Source organism: Streptomyces sp. NBC_00569, assembly GCF_036345255.1.
In the GTDB taxonomy this organism is placed as follows: Bacteria; Actinomycetota; Actinomycetes; order Streptomycetales; family Streptomycetaceae; genus Streptomyces.
Genome location: NZ_CP107783.1, coordinates 6,584,343 through 6,600,798, shown reverse-complemented (window position 1 = coordinate 6,600,798; position 16,456 = coordinate 6,584,343). Strand labels below are relative to the sequence as shown.

Annotated in this window: 15 protein-coding genes; 1 reads left to right on the top strand and 14 read right to left on the bottom strand. The window is 72.2% G+C overall.

From position 1 onward, the window contains the following. Positions 1 to 64: 64 nt before the first annotated feature. From OHO83_RS29670 to OHO83_RS29650, 5 genes are all read right to left on the bottom strand, one after another. Positions 65 to 418, bottom strand: a complete 354-nt coding sequence (locus OHO83_RS29670; protein WP_266670408.1) for an MmcQ/YjbR family DNA-binding protein — start codon at positions 416 to 418, stop codon at positions 65 to 67. A 4-nt stretch (positions 419 to 422) separates the two neighbouring features. Continuing rightward, positions 423 to 1,706: a hemolysin family protein gene (locus OHO83_RS29665; protein WP_266670410.1), complete on the bottom strand. Its 1,284-nt coding sequence runs from the start codon at positions 1,704 to 1,706 to the stop codon at positions 423 to 425. Next, positions 1,703 to 2,200 (bottom strand): rRNA maturation RNase YbeY, encoded by a 498-nt coding sequence (gene ybeY / locus OHO83_RS29660; protein WP_116513047.1) that lies wholly within the window; start codon positions 2,198 to 2,200, stop codon positions 1,703 to 1,705. Before ybeY ends, OHO83_RS29665 begins: the two co-directional genes overlap by 4 nt. A gap of 10 nt (positions 2,201 to 2,210) precedes the next feature. After that, a complete protein-coding gene (locus OHO83_RS29655; RefSeq protein ID WP_266670412.1) occupies positions 2,211 to 3,248 on the bottom strand; it encodes a PhoH family protein in 1,038 nt (345 codons plus the stop codon). A gap of 118 nt (positions 3,249 to 3,366) precedes the next feature. Continuing rightward, on the bottom strand, positions 3,367 to 4,458 hold the full coding sequence (locus OHO83_RS29650; protein WP_329435301.1) for a carbohydrate kinase family protein: 1,092 nt from the start codon (positions 4,456 to 4,458) through the stop codon (positions 3,367 to 3,369). A 348-nt stretch (positions 4,459 to 4,806) separates the two neighbouring features. Here OHO83_RS29650 and OHO83_RS29645 point away from each other — a divergent pair, with 348 nt between their 5' ends. After that, entirely contained in the window at positions 4,807 to 6,183 is a 1,377-nt protein-coding gene (locus OHO83_RS29645) for an MFS transporter (RefSeq protein ID WP_330279983.1), read from the top strand. On the opposite strand, the gene OHO83_RS29640 is transcribed toward OHO83_RS29645, so the two are convergent. The 9 genes from OHO83_RS29640 to hrcA all read right to left on the bottom strand — a co-directional run bounded on the left by OHO83_RS29640 (position 6,144) and on the right by hrcA (position 16,380). Further along, positions 6,144 to 7,148 carry an adenosine deaminase gene (locus tag OHO83_RS29640; RefSeq protein ID WP_266670418.1) on the bottom strand — a complete coding sequence of 335 codons (1,005 nt, stop codon included), beginning with the start codon at positions 7,146 to 7,148 and terminating at the stop codon, positions 6,144 to 6,146. The genes OHO83_RS29645 and OHO83_RS29640 overlap by 40 nt on opposite strands. A gap of 21 nt (positions 7,149 to 7,169) precedes the next feature. Further along, positions 7,170 to 8,078: a ribonuclease Z gene (locus tag OHO83_RS29635; RefSeq protein WP_266670419.1), complete on the bottom strand. Its 909-nt coding sequence runs from the start codon at positions 8,076 to 8,078 to the stop codon at positions 7,170 to 7,172. A gap of 20 nt (positions 8,079 to 8,098) precedes the next feature. After that, on the bottom strand, positions 8,099 to 8,452 hold the full coding sequence (locus OHO83_RS29630) for a histidine triad nucleotide-binding protein (protein WP_266670420.1): 354 nt from the start codon (positions 8,450 to 8,452) through the stop codon (positions 8,099 to 8,101). A 77-nt stretch (positions 8,453 to 8,529) separates the two neighbouring features. Continuing rightward, positions 8,530 to 11,781 (bottom strand): S41 family peptidase, encoded by a 3,252-nt coding sequence (locus OHO83_RS29625; RefSeq protein WP_266670421.1) that lies wholly within the window; start codon positions 11,779 to 11,781, stop codon positions 8,530 to 8,532. Positions 11,782 to 11,887: 106 nt separating this feature from the next. Continuing rightward, a complete protein-coding gene (locus tag OHO83_RS29620; protein ID WP_330279982.1) occupies positions 11,888 to 12,280 on the bottom strand; it encodes a VOC family protein in 393 nt (130 codons plus the stop codon). A gap of 20 nt (positions 12,281 to 12,300) precedes the next feature. Then, the gene (locus tag OHO83_RS29615; protein WP_266670424.1) at positions 12,301 to 13,044 is read right to left on the bottom strand and encodes a 16S rRNA (uracil(1498)-N(3))-methyltransferase; all 744 of its coding nucleotides are present in this window, start codon (positions 13,042 to 13,044) and stop codon (positions 12,301 to 12,303) included. Further along, positions 13,041 to 14,114 carry a nitronate monooxygenase gene (locus tag OHO83_RS29610; RefSeq protein ID WP_266670425.1) on the bottom strand — a complete coding sequence of 358 codons (1,074 nt, stop codon included), beginning with the start codon at positions 14,112 to 14,114 and terminating at the stop codon, positions 13,041 to 13,043. The genes OHO83_RS29615 and OHO83_RS29610 overlap by 4 nt, the downstream gene beginning before the upstream one ends. 112 nt (positions 14,115 to 14,226) lie before the next feature. Then, positions 14,227 to 15,363 carry a molecular chaperone DnaJ gene (gene dnaJ, locus OHO83_RS29605; protein ID WP_266670426.1) on the bottom strand — a complete coding sequence of 379 codons (1,137 nt, stop codon included), beginning with the start codon at positions 15,361 to 15,363 and terminating at the stop codon, positions 14,227 to 14,229. Further along, complete coding sequence (hrcA, locus tag OHO83_RS29600; protein WP_266564353.1) at positions 15,364 to 16,380, bottom strand: heat-inducible transcriptional repressor HrcA; 1,017 nt, start codon at positions 16,378 to 16,380, stop codon at positions 15,364 to 15,366. Positions 16,381 to 16,456: the final 76 nt, after the last annotated feature.

The window sequence follows — 16,456 nt, the reverse complement described above, 5'->3', positions numbered from 1 at the left end:
ACGTCGACTCGATGGGCCCAGGAACTCGCGCAGCTCCCGCCGGCGGTGCGCCGCCGTGCTGTCGTCAGCCACGGTCGAGCTTGAGGCGCTCGGCCCTCGGCAGGCCGGCCACCACGAGGTCGTACGAGTCCTCCACGAGCTCGCGGACCATCCTGTCCGGGAGTTCGCCGACGGTCACCGTGTTCCAGTGCCGCTTGTTCATGTGCCAGCCGGGCACGACCGCATCGTGCTCGGCGCGCAGGCGCACCGCGTCCTCGGGATCGCACTTGAGGTTGACGGTGAGGGGCCGCGCGTCCAGGTTCGTCAGGGCGAAGAGCTTGCCCAGGACCTTGAAGACGGACGTGTCGGGGTTGAACGGGAACTCCTCGACGGCCGCGTTGAACGACAGACACAAGGTGCGCAGCTCCTGCGGCGTCACGACGTCACTCCCCCTCTGCGCCCACCGGCTCCACGAGCACGGTCACGATCTTGTTGCGCCGGCCCGCGGCGGCCTCCGCGGTGAGCCGCAGCGCCCGCCCGTCGGGCAGTTCGACGACGGACGAGGCCTCCGCGATCGGCACGCGGCCGAGCGCCTTGGCGAGGAGCCCGCCGACGGTCTCCACGTCCTCGTCGTCGTACTCCTCGATGCCGTACAGCTCGCCGAGGTCGCCGATGTCGAGGCGGGCGGTCACGCGGAAGCGTTCGTCGCCGAGGTCCTGCACCGGCGGGAGTTCGCGGTCGTACTCGTCGGTGATCTCGCCGACGATCTCCTCGAGGATGTCCTCGATGGTGACGATGCCCGCGGTGCCGCCGTACTCGTCGATCACGACGGCGACGTGGTTGCGCAGCTGCTGCATCTCGCGCAGGAGGTCGCCCGCGTTCTTCGTGTCGGGCACGAACGTGGCGGGCCGCATCGCGGTCGAGACGAGCTCGCTCTCGGCGTCCCTGCTGATGTGCGTCTTGCGCGCCAGGTCCTTGAGATACACGATGCCGACGACGTCGTCCTCGCTCTCGCCGGTGACCGGGATGCGGGAGAACCCGGACCGCAGCGCCAGCGTGAGCGCCTGCCGGATCGTCTTGTACCGCTCGATGGCGACCAAGTCGGTGCGGGGGACCATGACTTCGCGGACCAGGGTGTCCCCCAGCTCGAAGACGGAGTGCACCATGCGGCGCTCCTCGTCCTCGATGAGGGACTCCTTCTCGGCGAGGTCGACCATGGCGCGCAGCTCGGCCTCGGAGGCGAAGGGCCCGCGCCTGAACCCCTTTCCGGGGGTCAGGGCGTTGCCGATGAGGATGAGCAGCGGCGGAATGGGCCCCATGATCCGGGCCAGCGGCAGCAGCACGTACGCGGCGGCCGTGGCCGTGTTCAGCGGGTGCTGGCGCCCGATGGTGCGGGGCGAGACGCCGACGGCCACGTACGAGACGAGCACCATCACGCCGATGGCGACGGCCAGCGCCTCCCAGGTCGCGTCGAACTCCTGGAGACAGGCGTACGTGACCAGTGAGGCGGCGGCCATCTCGCAGGCGACCCTGACCAGCAGGGCCACGTTCAGATAGCGGGTCGGGTCGGCGGCCACCTGGGCGAGCCGGTCGCTGCCGCGCCGCCCGGACCGGACGGCCTCCTCGGCGCGGAAGCTGGAGGTGCGGGCGATGCCGGCCTCGGCGCAGGCCGCCAGCCAGGCGACCACGACGAGGGCGACGGCGCCCGCGACGAGCGAAGGACTCATGACACGGTGGGCGCGGGAGACGGACCGGTCAGGCCCTTGTCACCACGCCACCCGTCCACGATGGCCGCCTGAAGCCCGAACATCTCGGCCTTCTCGTCGGGCTCCTCGTGGTCGTAACCGAGCAGGTGCAGCACGCCGTGCACGGTGAGCAGCTGAAGCTCCTCGTCCATGGAGTGCTGCGTGGGCGCGTCCTCGCCCTGCTTCTTCGCGACCTCCGGGCACAGCACGATGTCGCCGAGCAGGCCCTGCGGGGGCTCCTCGTCGTCCTTCGACGGCGGCCGCAGCTCGTCCATCGGGAACGACATGACATCCGTGGGCCCCGGCAGGTCCATCCACTGCACGTGCAGCTGCTCCATGGCGTCAGCGTCCACGACGATCACCGAGAGCTCGGAGAGCGGGTGGATGCGCATCCGCGCGAGCGCGTAGCGGGCGATGTCGAGGATCGCCTGCTCGTCGACCTCGGTTCCGGACTCGTTGTTGACGTCGATCGACATGCGGTGCTTGCTACTTCCCTCTGCCGCGGCCCTGGTGCGAGCCGTTCTCGGTGCCGTGCTGGCTGTCGTACTTCTCGTACGCGTCGACGATACGGCCGACGAGCTTGTGCCGGACGACATCCTGGGACGTGAGCCGCGAGAAGTGGACGTCGTCGAGGCCCTCCAGGATGTCCTGGACCTGCCGCAGGCCGCTCTTCGTGCCGCTCGGCAGGTCGACCTGTGTCACGTCACCCGTGACGACGATCTTCGAGTCGAAGCCGAGCCGGGTGAGGAACATCTTCATCTGCTCGGCGCTCGTGTTCTGCGCCTCGTCCAGGATGATGAAGGCGTCGTTCAGCGTGCGGCCTCGCATGTAGGCCAGCGGCGCCACTTCGATGGTCCCCGCGGCCATCAGACGGGGGATGGAGTCCGGGTCGAGCATGTCGTGCAGCGCGTCGTACAGCGGGCGCAGATAGGGGTCGATCTTCTCGTAGAGCGTGCCCGGCAGGAATCCGAGCCGCTCCCCCGCCTCCACGGCGGGCCGCGTCAGGATGATGCGGTTGACCTGCTTGGACTGCAGGGCCTGCACGGCCTTGGCCATCGCGAGATAGGTCTTGCCCGTACCGGCGGGGCCGATCCCGAAGACGACGGTGTGCTTGTCGATGGCGTCGACGTAGCGCTTCTGGTTGAGGGTCTTCGGACGGATGGTCCGGCCCCGCGACGAGAGAATGTTCTGAGTGAGAACCTCGGCCGGGGTCTCCTGGCCGTCACCCTCCCCGTTCTCGCTCGCCTTGAGCATGGCGATCGAGCGTTCCACTGCGTCCTCCGTCATCGGCTGTCCGGTGCGGAGCACCAGCATCATCTCGTCGAACACGCGCTGGATGAGGGCGACTTCCTTCGCGTCGCCCGCAGCGCTGATCTCATTGCCCCGGACATGGATGTCGGCCGCCGGGAAGGCCTTCTCGATCACGCGAAGGAGCGCGTCACCGGATCCGAGGACGGTCACCATGGGGTGGTTCGCCGGGACCGTGAAATGCGCTCGCGCCTGAGCGGTGGGTGTCTGAGTCATGGGCCGGCACTGAAGGCCTGCTCATCCTCCTCGTGCGGGGGCTCGCGCCGCGTCGACAGCCTTGCACTGCCCAGGGTACGACGGTGCACCGACAACGCCGTAGGCCTTTTCCGCGGGCCTACACGGACCGCCCGAAGCCGATCGTCGGCACCGCACGCCGCAGGGGCCACGGCCGGCTCGCCTCGGGCAGCAGCGCCTCCAGGAAGGCGTACCGGCGCAGGGCCGCGGGCTCCTGGTCGTCGTAGGCCTGCACATGCCGCCACCAGGCGGCGATCTCCGACCAGCCGGGCGCGGACAGCGATCCGCCGAACTCCTGCACGGACAGGGCCGCGGTCAGTCCGGCGAAGGCGAGCCGGTCGGCCAGCGGCCACCCCGCGAGCGTCCCGGTCACGAACCCGGCGACGAACACGTCCCCTGCGCCGGTGGGGTCGAGTGCGGCTACCTCGATGGCGGGCACGGAGGCGGTCTCCCCGCTCCGGGCGTCCACGGCGTAGGCGCCCTCGGCACCCAGGGTGACCACGGCCAGCGGCACGTGTTCGGCCAGGGCATGCGCGGCGGCCCGGGGGCAGGACGTACGGGTGTAGCGCATGGCTTCCTCGGCGTTCGGCAGGAAGGCCTCGCAGCGCGACAGGTCGTCGAGGGAGCTCAGGTCCCAGCTGCCCGTGTCGTCCCAGCCCACGTCACCGAAGATCCGCGTCCCGCGGCCCGCGGCCGTGGCGATCCAGGGCTCGCTCACCCCGGGGGCCAGGGACGCGACGGCGGCCCGCGCCCGCGGCGGGCACTCGGGGGCGGGCTCCTCCGGCGGCGGCTCGTGGCCGTGACTGACCATGGTCCGCTCGCCCTCGTACGCCATGGAGACGGTGACGGGCGAGTGCCAGCCGGCGACGGTCCGCGACGACGTCAGGTCGATACCCTCGCCCTGCTCCAGGCTGTCCCAGCAGTACTCGCCGTAGTGGTCGTCCCCGAAGGCGGCGGCCAGCGACGTCCGCAGCCCGAGCCGCGCGAGGGCGGTGGCCATGTTGGCGACGCCACCGGGGCTGGACCCCATGCCGCGCGCCCACGACTCGGTGCCCCGCACGGGGGCGCTGTCCAGCCCCGTGAAGATGATGTCGAGGAAGACGGTCCCCGTCAGATAGACGTCGCAGGGCGGATCGGCGGGGGTGCGCAGCCGAGCGAGCGGATCCACATGCGCCGGGTCGTTGGAGTTCACGATGGGCTCCCCAGAGTGGTGAGGGTCCGCACAGTGTGCCTGATACCCCCCGGACAACGCGCGTAGCACGGCGTACGGAACGGGGGCCGGTCCCCCCGGAACGGGGCCGCGACCACGGCCCGGCGCCCCGGAAAATCAGGGCCGCCTACCCCCACTCCCACCCTGCAAACAGAACGTGGCCCAGATCACACCGGCCCAGCTGTTTTCACCCTCCCCGCGCTTGATACAAATTGGCCGCGCCCCCTCGTGTCGCGAGCCCCGGCGCACCCCCAATCCCCTTGCCTGTTCAGGCATCCCCGCAATTCCGCATGCCCTGATCCCCGTACACCGCCACGCCTTGGAACGCCCGTGTCCCGCCGCACCCCCCGGCCCCTTGTCGCTCTCTTCACGGCCGGTTATCTGGCCCCGTATCTGCTGCCCACCGTCGTGGGCCGCCTCGGCGACAGCCTCCATCTCCCCCCGGCGCAGGCGGGCCTCATCGGCAGTGCGCTGCTGATGAGTTCGGCCGCGGCGGGCTTCACCTTCGCCGGCCGTGTGGACCGCGTGGGCCCCCGCACCCTCGCGAGAGCGGGCCTGCTGCTCGCGGCACTGGGATACAGCGCCGCCGCGGCGACGTCCTTCGTACCGCTGGTGGTCATCGGCGCGATGGCCGGAGGCTTCGGCTCGGGCACCGCGACGACGGTCGCCGCGACGGGAATCGCCGGGCAGCGCGACCCGCACCGGGCGTCGACGCTGGGCCTGCTCAGTGTCTCGGCGCTGGCGGGCGCGCTGTATCTGACGATGCCGCATCTGGGCACCGGGCACGCGCTGCCGTTCGCGGCGATCGCGCTGACGGCGCTGGCGACGTGGCCGGCGACCTCCGGTCTGGAGAGCGGCACCGCCCAACTCCCCACCCCGGCCGGGCAGCCCAGGGCCGCCGGCCCTCTCCCCTTCCGCCGCTCGGGTCTGGTCCTCGCCGCGGCGATGCTCTGCTGGTCGATGGCGCAGAACTCCCTGTGGGGCGTCAGCAGCCGCATCGGCACGGACCAGGCGGGCCTGACGGAGATCACCGTCGGCGCGGTCTTCGCGGTGGCGCTCGGCACGGCGCTCGTGGGCGTCCTCGGCGCGGGAGCGCTCGGGTCCAGGCTCGGCCGCGCCGCCCCGATCGGCGCGGGCACGGCACTGATCGCGTGCTGCATCGTGGTGAGCGCCCGCGCGGACGACCTCACGTCGTTCGCGACCGGTGAGATCGCGTGGAACACGCTGTACCCGGTCGTCCTGTCGTATCTGATCGGCCTGGCCGCGTCCCTGGACCCGCGCGGCCGCTGGGCGGTCCTCGTCGGCTCGGCGGCGTCGCTCGGCACGGCCTGCGGGCCGCTCACCGGCAGCGTCCTCTCGCAGACGGCGGGCTATCCGGCGATGGGCACGACGCTCGCCGTGGCGCTGCTCGTCCTGGCGCTGCCGCTCACGGCGGTGGCGCTGCACACGAGCGGCAGCCCGCTGCTGCGGCCCGGCACGGTCCGCAGGCGGGGCGGCGCCCCCGCCGCCCTGGTGGCCGGCGTGACGGGCGCCCCGGCGGGCGCGGTCCCGCAGATGGGCGCGCCGGAGCAGCCCGTCGTGGAGATCACGGTGAGCACGCCCCAACCGGCCCCGACGCAGGAGGAGTTCTCCACGGCGGGACCGCGGGGCGGTTCGGCGGGACTCGGTCAGTCGTCGAACGCGAACGCGTCGACCTCGGCGAGGTAGCGCGAGCGCAGCTCCTCGTCGTCGTCGAGGAACGACGCGACGAACGAGTTGCGGGCGAGCTCGCGCAGCCGCTCGTGGTCGAGCGCGAGCGCCTCGTGGACCGCGTGGAAGGTGTCTCCGACGTACCCGCCGAAGTAGGACGGGTCGTCGGAGTTCACCGTGCAGAGCAGACCGGCGTCCATCATCCGCGGCAGCGGGTGGTCCTCCAGTACGTCGATGGCGCGCAGCCGCACGTTCGACAGCGGACACAGCGTCAGGGGCACCCGGTCCCGCACGAGCCGCTCGACGAGCGCCGGGTCCTCGACGCAGCGCAGCCCGTGGTCGATGCGCTCGACGCCGAGCACGTCGAGCGCCTCCCACACGTACGAGGGGTCGCCCTCCTCGCCCGCGTGGGCGACCTTGCGCAGCCCGAGCGCGCCCGCGGCCTCGTACACCTCACGGAACTTGGAGGCGGGGTTGCCGACCTCGGCGGAGTCGAGGCCGACGCCCACGATCCGGTCGAGGTAGGGCTTCGCGGACTCCAGGGTCTGCATCGCCGACTCGGCGGACCGGTCGCGCAGGAAGCACATGATGAGCCGGGTGGAGACGCCGTGGCGCTCCACACTCTTCGACAGGGCGGCGCTCAGGCCCTCGACGACGGTCCCGATCGGCACGCCGCGGGCGGTGTGGGCCTGCGGGTCGAAGAAGATCTCGGCGTGCCGCACGCCCTGCTCGGCGGCGCGCACGAGATAGGCGTCGGCGAGCTGCTCGAAGTCCTCCTCGGTCCGCAGGACCGCCATCAGGCCGTAGTACAGGTCGAGGAAGGACTGCAGGTCTTCGAAGAGGTAGGCCTTGCGGAGGGCCTCGGTGTCGGCGAACGGCAGGTCGACGCCGTTGCGGGCCGCGAGCTCGAAGGCGAGCTCGGGTTCGAGGGTGCCTTCGATGTGCAGGTGGAGTTCGGCTTTGGGGAGCGAGGCGAGGGACATCAGAGCATGGTACGCCCGGTATTAGATGCGTTTGGGCACCTGGACCCGGTCCAGGTCGCGTGCCACCGTCAGCTCTCCGGTGAAGCCGGCGGCGCGGGCCTGGCGCTCGAACTCGTCGGGGTCGGAGTAGCGCTGACTGAAGTGCGTGAGCACGAGATGCCGCACCCCGCCCTCGGCCGCGACGCGCGCGGCCTGCCCGGCGGTCAAGTGGCCGTGGTCTGAAGCCAGTTGATGGTCGCCGTCGAGGAAGGTCGACTCGATGACGAGCAGATCGCACCCCTCGGCGAGCTCGTTCACCCCGTCGCAGAGCCGGGTGTCCATGACGAACGCGAACCGCTGCCCGCGCCGCAGCTCGCTCACGTCGTCGAGGGTGACGCCGCGCAGGGACCCCTCGCGCTGGAGGATCCCCACGTCGGGCCCGGAGATGCCGTGTTCGGCGAGCCGTCCGGGCAGCATGCGTCGCCCGTCGGGCTCCACGAGGCGGTAGCCGTAGGACTCGACGGGGTGGGAGAGGCGGCGCGCGTCCAGCGTGTACGACGGCGTCTCGGCGAGGACGCCGCCCTCGCCGCCCACCGGCTCCTCGGCGAGCGCGACGCTCTCGCGGTACGCGGTGGCGTACCGCAGCCGGTCGAAGAAACGCTGCCCCGAGCGCGGGTAGTGCGCGGTGACGGGGTGCGGCACCCGGTCCAGGTTGATGCGCTGGATGACCCCGGCGAGGCCGAGGGAGTGGTCGCCGTGGAAGTGGGTGACGCACAGCCGGTCGAGGTCGTGCGCGGCGACGCCGGCCCGCAGCATCTGGCGCTGCGTGCCCTCGCCGGGATCGAAGAGGATGCCCTCCCCGTCCCAGCGCAGCAGGTAGCCGTTGTGGTTGCGGTGCCTCGTCGGCACCTGGCTCGCGGTGCCGAGCACCACCAATTCCCGTGCGGACACGGCGCGTTGCCCGGCGCCCGCTAGCCGGGGGGCCACTGGAGACCGCGGCCCCCGAGGACATGGGCGTGGGCGTGGAAGACGGTCTGGCCCGCGCCGCTGCCGGTGTTGAACACGACGCGGTAGCTGCCGAGCTTCTCCTCGGCGGCGACCTCGGCCGTCTCCCGCAGCACGTCGGCGGCGATCTGCGGCTCGGCGGCGGCGAGGGTCGCGGCGTCGCGGTGGTGGACGCGCGGGATGACGAGGATGTGGGTCGGCGCCTGCGGGTTGATGTCCCGGAAGGCGACAGTGGTCTCGGTCTCCCGTACCAGTGTGGCCGGGACCTCCCCCGCGACGATCTTGCAGAACAGGCAGTCGGCCTGCGGCTCTCCGGCCACGATCACGTCTCCTCACACCGTCCGGTCACTACGCCGCGCATGCTATCCGGCCCGCCGCCGCCCGCGACGTCTGCCTCCTACGACAGGCCCTGCGTCCGCCCGCGCGGCTCCGGGAGTTCGGGTGCCGTCCGCGCCGGGTTCTCGGCGAGCGCCGCGAGGGCGATGCGCACGGCCTCGTCGAGCTGCGGGTCGCGCCCGGCCGCGTGGTCCTGCGGGGCGGCGACCACTTCGACGTCGGGGTCGACGCCGTGGTTCTCCAGTCCCCACTCGTAGCCGTCCAGCCAGGTCGCGTACTTCGGCTGCGTCACCAACGTGCCGTCGACGAGCCGGTAGCGGCTGTCGATGCCGATGACGCCGCCCCAGGTGCGTACGCCGACCACGGGGCCGATCCCGAGCGCCTTGATCGCCGCGTTGACGATGTCGCCGTCGGAACCGGAGAACTCGTTGGCGACGGCCACCACGGGGCCGCGGGGCGCGTCCATCGGGTAGCTGAAGGGGCGGGAGCCGCGCGGCAGGTCCCAGCCGACGACCCGGCGGGCCAGCTTCTCGACGACGAGCTGCGAGGTGTGTCCGCCGCGGTTCTCGCGCACGTCGACGACGAGTCCGTCGCGCGCCACCTCGACCCGCAGGTCGCGGTGGATCTGGGCCCAGCCGGGAGCCTGCATGTCGGGCACGTGGAGATAGCCGAGTCGGCCGCCCGACAACGCGTGGACGTGGGCGCGGCGGTCGGCGACCCAGGCGTGGTAGCGCAGCGGCTCCTCGTCGGCGACGGGGACGACGACCGCGTGGCGCGGGTCGCCGCCGCCGGCCGGGGAGACGGTCAGCTCGACGGGCTTGCCCGCCGTCCCGACCAGGAGCGGTCCGGGACCGGTGACGGGATCGACGGGGCGTCCGGCCACCGCGATGATCGCGTCACCCGCGCGCACGGCCACCCCGGGCGCGGCGAGCGGCGCGTGGGCGCGCGGGTCGGACGTCTCGGTGGGCAGGACGCGGTCGATGCGCCAACTTCCGTCCTCGTGACGGGAGATGTCGGCGCCGAGGAGGCCCTGCCGCCGGTCGCCGCCGCTCCAGCCGCCGCTCGGTGTGACGTAGGCGTGGGAGGTGCCGAGTTCCCCCTGGACCTCCCACAGGAGATCGACGAGGTCGTCGTGGGTGGCGACGCGGTCGAGGACGGGCCGGTAGCGCTCCTGGACACCGTCCCAGTCGACGCCGTCCATGTCCGCGCGCCAGAAGTTGTCCCGCATGAGGCGGCCCGCCTCGTCGTACATCTGCCGCCACTCGGCGACCGGGTCGACGTCCTGGCGGACCCGGCTCAGGTCGACGGTGATGTTGGTGTCGCTGTCGTCGTCGGAGGAGGCGCGCCGGTCGCTCGGTACGACCTTCAGTTTGCCGTCGGTCCACAGCAGGACGCGCTTGCCGTCGCCGCTGACGGCCAGGTGGTCGGCGTCGGAGGCGAGGTGCTCGATGCGCTGCTGGGCGAGGTCGTAGCGTTCGAGCTCGCTCTTGGGGTCGGGGTCGTCCGGGGTGGCACGGGACGCGCCGAGTACGCCCTGGAGCGGGTGCCGCAGCCACAGGACACCGTCCTTGGCGGCCCGCAGGGTCGTGTAGCGGGCCGCCTCGACCGGGAACGCGACGATGCGGTCGGCGAGCCCTTCGAGGTCGATACGAGTGGTGGGGGTGCCTTCGCTGTCGGGGGTCTCGGCGGCGGGGCTGTCCGGGGTGTCGAAGGGACGGCCGTGTCGCTGCGGGCCGAACGGGGACGGCGTCGCCGCGGCGAGCGTGATCAGGTGGGGCCGCGAGCCCCCGACGAACGCGAGGTCGAAGACGTGCTCGTCGTAGACCGGGTCGAAGGAACGCGCGGAGAGGAACGCGAGGTGTTTGCCGTCGAGGGTGAACGCGGGCGCGTAGTCCCGGAACCGCAGCGGCGTCGCCTCCGTCACCGACAGGTCCGCGGTGTTGGCGAGCTTGAGGTGGCGCAGGGGCGAGGGGCCGGGGTGCGACCAGGCGAGCCACGCCGAGTCCGGCGAGAAGACGAGACCCGTCACGTCCCCGTCCTCGCTGCGGTCGACCTCCCTGACCTCGCCGCTCTCGCGCTCGACGAGCAGCACACGCCCGTCGTGCGAGGCGACGGCGGCGCGGCTGCCGTCGGGCGCCATCGCGAGGTTCAGTACGCGGCCGAGCCGCCCGGCGGCGAGCCTGCGCGGGGTGGCGCCGGGCGCGATGCCGGTGGCGGGCGCGAACTCCAGGGCGTCGTCGCCCTCGGCGTCCGTCACCCACACCACGTGTTCCTCGCCCTCGACGCGGAAGGTGCGCGGGAGGCGGGCCCGTTCGCCGGGCCGGGCGGCCAGCGCGCGGGCGGGCCCGGAGCGGTGGGTGACCCAGTGGACCGCGCCGCGCACCGCGACGGCGCTGCCGCGAGCGGTGTGGTCGGGTGCCGCCGCGCCGAACCAGCGGGCGGCGCTGACGGGGTGGGGCTGGAGGTCGACGCGCTGCCCGCCGAGGCGGACGTCCAGGCGGCGCGGCGCGGCGTCCTCCGCGCCGTCGAGGGCGTCCACGATCCACAGTTCGCCGGCCGACGCGTACACGACGCGGGTGCCGTCACTCGACGCGTGCCGGGCGTAGAAGCCGTCGAGCGGCGTGTGCCGGCGCAGTGAACTGCCGTCCGCGAGAGACGAGTACAGGGCGCCGACACCTTCGTGGTCGGACAGGAAGGCGACCCGGTCACCCACCCACATCGGGTACTCGATGTTCCCGTCGAGCTCCTCGTGGAGGCGGACGAACTCGCCGTCGCCCGCCCGGTCGATCCACAGCTTCCCCGCGGTGCCGCCCCGGTAGCGCTTCCACCAGGCGGCCTCGCGGCCCATCGGCGCGGACAGCAGGACGACCTGCCCGCCGGACCCGGTCACGACGTCGCCCACGGGCCCGTACGGGAGCGTGGTGGCGGGTCCGCCGTCGAGGGGTACGGCCCTCGCCCAGCTGCGGCGCAGGGACGCCTGGCCCTGGGTGCTGAGCGCGAGGACCTGCCCGTCGGGGGTCCAGCCGCGCACCGTCGTCCTCGAACTGCCCCAGTACGTAAGGCGTTTCGAGGGTCCGCCGTCGACCGGGGCGATGTGCACCTCGGGGGCGCCGTCGCGGGTGGACGTCCAGGCGACGGTGGTGCCGTCGGGCGAGATCCGGGGGTGGCTGACGGGGACGTTGTCGGCGCTGACGCGCCAGGCGCGCCCGCCGTCGAGAGGGGCGACCCATACGTCGTCCTCGGCGGTGAAGGCGGCCAACTCGCCGTGCAGATGCGGGAACCGGAGATATCCAGAGTGCGCTGTCCGTATCACTCGATCACCCTAGGCACGCGCACCGCGTCCGGTCAGGGCTTTCGTCACTTGCCCGCGGTGATACGGCTTGTTCCGGCGCCCTGCGGGACCGAGGATCGCCGCGCGCTCAGCCGCCCATCAGCAGCCACTCCTGGAGCTCCACGATGTTGCCCTCGGGGTCCTTGAGGTGTGCGACGCGCATCCGGTCGGTCATCGGCGCGGGGCCCTGGAGGATCTCGGCGCCGCGCGCGACGATCTGTTCGCAGTACCGGTCCAGGTCGTCGACCCGCAGCACGACGAGGGAGCGGTACCCGTCCGGGGCGTCCCCCACCTCACCGATGACCCGCGCCATCAGCGTCCGGTCCTCGAGCGCGATGCCCGCGGAGCCCGCCACGGGGCTGAACTTCTCGTACGGTCCGTCCTGAGCCCCCGACTGCGGCCTGAGGCCGAGCACGTCCGCGTAGAAGCGGTAACAGGCACGGAAGTCGGTGACGAGAAGTCTGACCTGGGCGAGTTCCACGCGTCCCCCTGGGGGTCTGATCAGGACCAGCGACCGGTGCGGCCGAGGAGCAGCGCCGTCGCGGCGGTCCCCGCGGTCGACGTACGCAGAACGCTACGCCCGAGCCGGTACGGACGCGCGCCCGCCTCGGCGAACGCGGCGAGCTCGTCGGGCGAGACGCCGCCCTCCGGGCCGACCACGAGGACGATGTCCCCGGCCGTGGGCAGCTCGGCGGTGGCGAGGGCGCCGCTGTCGCAGTCGCGGTCCTCGTGCAGGACCGCCGCGAAGTCCGCCCCGGCGAGAAGTGCCGCCACCTGCTTGGTCGTCGCGGCGTCCGCGACGTCCGGGAAGCGCACCCGGCGGGACTGCTTGCCCGCCTCGCGCGCGGTGGCCCGCCACTTGCCGAGCGCCTTGGCGCCGCGGTCGCCCTTCCACTGCGTGATGCAGCGGGCCGCCTGCCACGGCACGATCGCGTCGACACCGGTCTCCGTCATGGTCTCGACGGCGAGTTCGCCCCGGTCGCCCTTGGGCAGGGCCTGGACGACGGTGATCCGGGGAGCCTGCGCGGGCTCCTCCTGGACGGGGCCCGCCGTGACGACGAGCCGGTCCTTGCCCTCGGCGGCCTCCACGACCGCCTCGGTCCAGCGCCCGCGCCCGTCGGTCAGGACGACGTCCTCACCGGCCCGCAGCCGCTTCACGGAGACCGCGTGCCGCCCCTCGGCCCCGTCGAGCACGTACGTCTTGTCGGACGGCACCTCGTCGACGACGAACACCGGCGCCGTCATGCGGCACCCCGCGCGCCCAACGCGTCGCTCGCCTCGGCGAGTTCGGCCGCGAGCACCTCGACGAGCTGGCCGGCGGGCAGCTCACGGGCGAGCCGGTGGCCCTGCCCCGCCCACAGCGCCATCCCCTGCGGGTCCCCGGCCTTGGCAGCGGCCTTGCGCAGCGTCGACGTCATGTGGTGGATCTGCGGGTAGGCGGCGGGCGCGTACGGGCCGTGCTCGCGCATGAACCGGTTCACGAGACCGCGCGCCGGGCGCCCGGAGAACGCCCGGGTCAGCTCGGTCCGCACGAACAGCGGGTTGGTCATGGCCTGCTTGTGCAGCAGGTTGGCGCCGGACTCGGGGCAGACCAGGAAGGCCGTGCCGAACTGTCCGGCGTCGGCGCCCGCGGCGAGCACGGCGGCGAGCTGCCCGCCGCGCATGAGGCCGCCGGTGGCGATGATCGGGATCTGCACGGCCTCGCGGACCTGGGTGATAAGCGCGATGAGTCCGATGCCGGAGCCGTCGGCCTCCGGGTTGTCCCGGTGCGTGCCCTGGTGGCCGCCCGCCTCGATGCCCTGGACACACACCGCGTCGGCGCCGGCCCACTGGGCGGCCTGCGCCTCCTCCGGGGTGGTCACGGTGACGGCGGTGAGGGTGCCGACGCGGGCGAGGGAGTCGATGACGTCGCGGCCCGGGCAGCCGAACGTGAAGGTGACGACCGGTACCGGGTCGTCGAGGAGGATCGCGAGCTTCGCGTCGAAGCCGTCGTCGCGGCCGCTGTCCGGGTCGCCCAGCTGCGTCTCGTACCAGGCCGCCTCACCGGCGAGCTGGCTGCCGTAGACGGCGACGGCCGCGGGGTCCGCGTACTCGGGCTGCGGCATGAAGAGGTTCACGCCGAACGGCTGGCCGGTCAGCCCCCGTACCTGCTTGATCTCCTGGTACATCCCGTCGGCGGTCTTGTACCCGGCGGCGAGGAATCCGAGCCCGCCGGCCTCCGACACGGCGGCGGCGAGCTGCGGACAGGAAGCACCGCCCGCCATGGGTGCCTGCACGATCGGATAGTGACAGAGATCGGTCAGCGTGGGGGACATGACCGCATCGTGCCACGTCCCCCGCATCGGACCGAATCGGCCCTTCCGCGTGGCATGTGCCACGCGTGATGCGGGGGACGTGGTCCCTGCTTCTTGCGTACGCCGGGCTCAGTCAGCGTCCGTTGAACGCATCCTTCAACCGCGAGAACAGCCCCTGCTGGCCGGGCTGGAACTGCCCCGTGGGACGTTCCTCGCCGCGCAGCTTCGACAGCTCACGCAGCACCCGCTCCTGCTCGGGGTCCAGCTTCGTCGGCGTGAGGACCTCGACGTGCACGATGAGGTCGCCGCGACCGCCGCCGCGCAGGTGCGTGATGCCGCGCCCGTGCAGCGGGACCGACTGACCGGACTGCGTGCCCGGCCGGATGTCGATCTCCTCCAGGCCGTCGAGCGTCTCGAGCGGCACCTTGGTGCCGAGCGCCGCCGCCGTCATCGGAATGGTGACGGTGCAGTGCAGATCGTCGCCGCGCCGCTGGAACACGGGGTGCGGCAGCTCGTGGATCTCGACGTACAGGTCACCGGCGGGGCCGCCGCCGGGGCCGACCTCGCCCTCGCCCGCGAGCTGGATCCGCGTGCCGTTGTCGACACCGGCCGGGATCTTCACGGTGAGCGTGCGCCGCGAGCGGATGCGGCCGTCGCCGGCGCACTCCGGGCACGGCGTCGGCACGACCGTGCCGAAACCCTGACACTGCGGGCACGGCCGCGAGGTCATGACCTGGCCCAGGAAGGACCGCGTGACCTGGGACACCTCGCCGCGGCCGCGGCACATGTCACAGGTCTGCGCGGACGTGCCCGGCGCGGCACCCTCGCCGCTGCAGGTCGTACAGACGATGGCCGTGTCGACCTGGATGTCCTTGGTGGTCCCGAAGGCGGCCTCGTCCAGCTCGATCTCGAGCCGGATCATGGCGTCCTGGCCGCGGCGCGTGCGCGACCGGGGACCACGCTGGGACGCCGTTCCGAAGAACGCGTCCATGATGTCGGAGAAGTTCCCGAAGCCACCGGCGCCGAAGCCGCCGGCTCCGCCTCCGCCCGCCTGCGAGAGGGGGTCGCCCCCGAGGTCGTAGACCTGCTTCTTCTGCGGGTCCGACAACACCTCGTAGGCGGCGTTGATCTCCTTGAACCGCTCCTGTGTCTTCGGGTCCGGATTCACGTCCGGGTGAAGCTCACGGGCCAGCCTGCGGAAGGCCTTCTTGATCTCGTCCTGGGAGGCGTCGCGGCGCACGCCGAGTACGGCGTAGTAGTCCGTGGCCACTTACGACTCCGCCAGGATCTGTCCGACGTAACGTGCCACTGCGCGTACTGCTCCCATCGTTCCCGGATAGTCCATGCGGGTCGGTCCGACCACGCCGAGCTTGGCGACTGCCTCGCTGCCCGAACCGTAGCCGACCGAGACCACAGAGGTTGAGCTGAGTCCCTCATGGGCGTTCTCATGACCGATCCGTACGGCCATGCCCGAATCGTTGACCTCACCAAGGAGCTTGAGGAGCACGACCTGCTCCTCAAGGGCCTCGAGAACCGGCCTGATGGTGAGGGGAAAGTCATGTCCGAAGCGCGTGAGATTGGCGGTACCGCCGATCATCAGACGCTCCTCGGTCTCCTCGACGAGCGTCTCCAGCAAAGTGGAGAGCACCGTCGCGACCGTGCCGCGGTCCTCCGCGTCGAAGGACTCCGGCAGGTCCTGCACCAGCTGCGGCACGTCCGCGAAGCGGCGTCCCGCGACCCTGCTGTTGAGCCGGGCCCGCAGATCGGCGAGAGAGGTCTCGCCGAACGGCGCCGGGCAGTCGATCATCCGCTGCTCGACCCGCCCCGTGTCCGTGATCAGTACGAGCATCAGGCGGGCGGCGGCGAGCGAGAGCAGTTCCACGTGGCGCACGGTGGACCGCGTCAGGGACGGGTACTGCACCACGGCGACCTGCCGCGTCAGCTGCGCGAGCAGCCGCACGGTCCGGCCGACGACGTCGTCGAGGTCGACGGCGCCGTCGAGGAAGTTCTGGATGGCGCGGCGCTCGGGCCCCGTCATCGGCTTGACCGCCGTCAGCTTGTCCACGAACAGGCGGTAGCCCTTGTCGGTCGGGATCCGCCCGGCGCTCGTGTGGGGCTGGGCGATGAAGCCCTCCTCCTCGAGCGCCGCCATGTCGTTGCGCACCGTCGCCGGTGAGACGCCGAGGCTGTGCCGCTCGGTGAGCGCCTTGGAGCCGACCGGCTCCTCGGTCCCCACGTAGTCCTGGACGATGGCGCGCAGCACTTCGAGCCTGCGTTCACTGAGCATTCGCGCGCACCTCCAGCTGTGTCGTCCGCGGCTGGCACTCGGTGCGGCCGAGTGCCAATGGTCTCCGGGTCAGTGT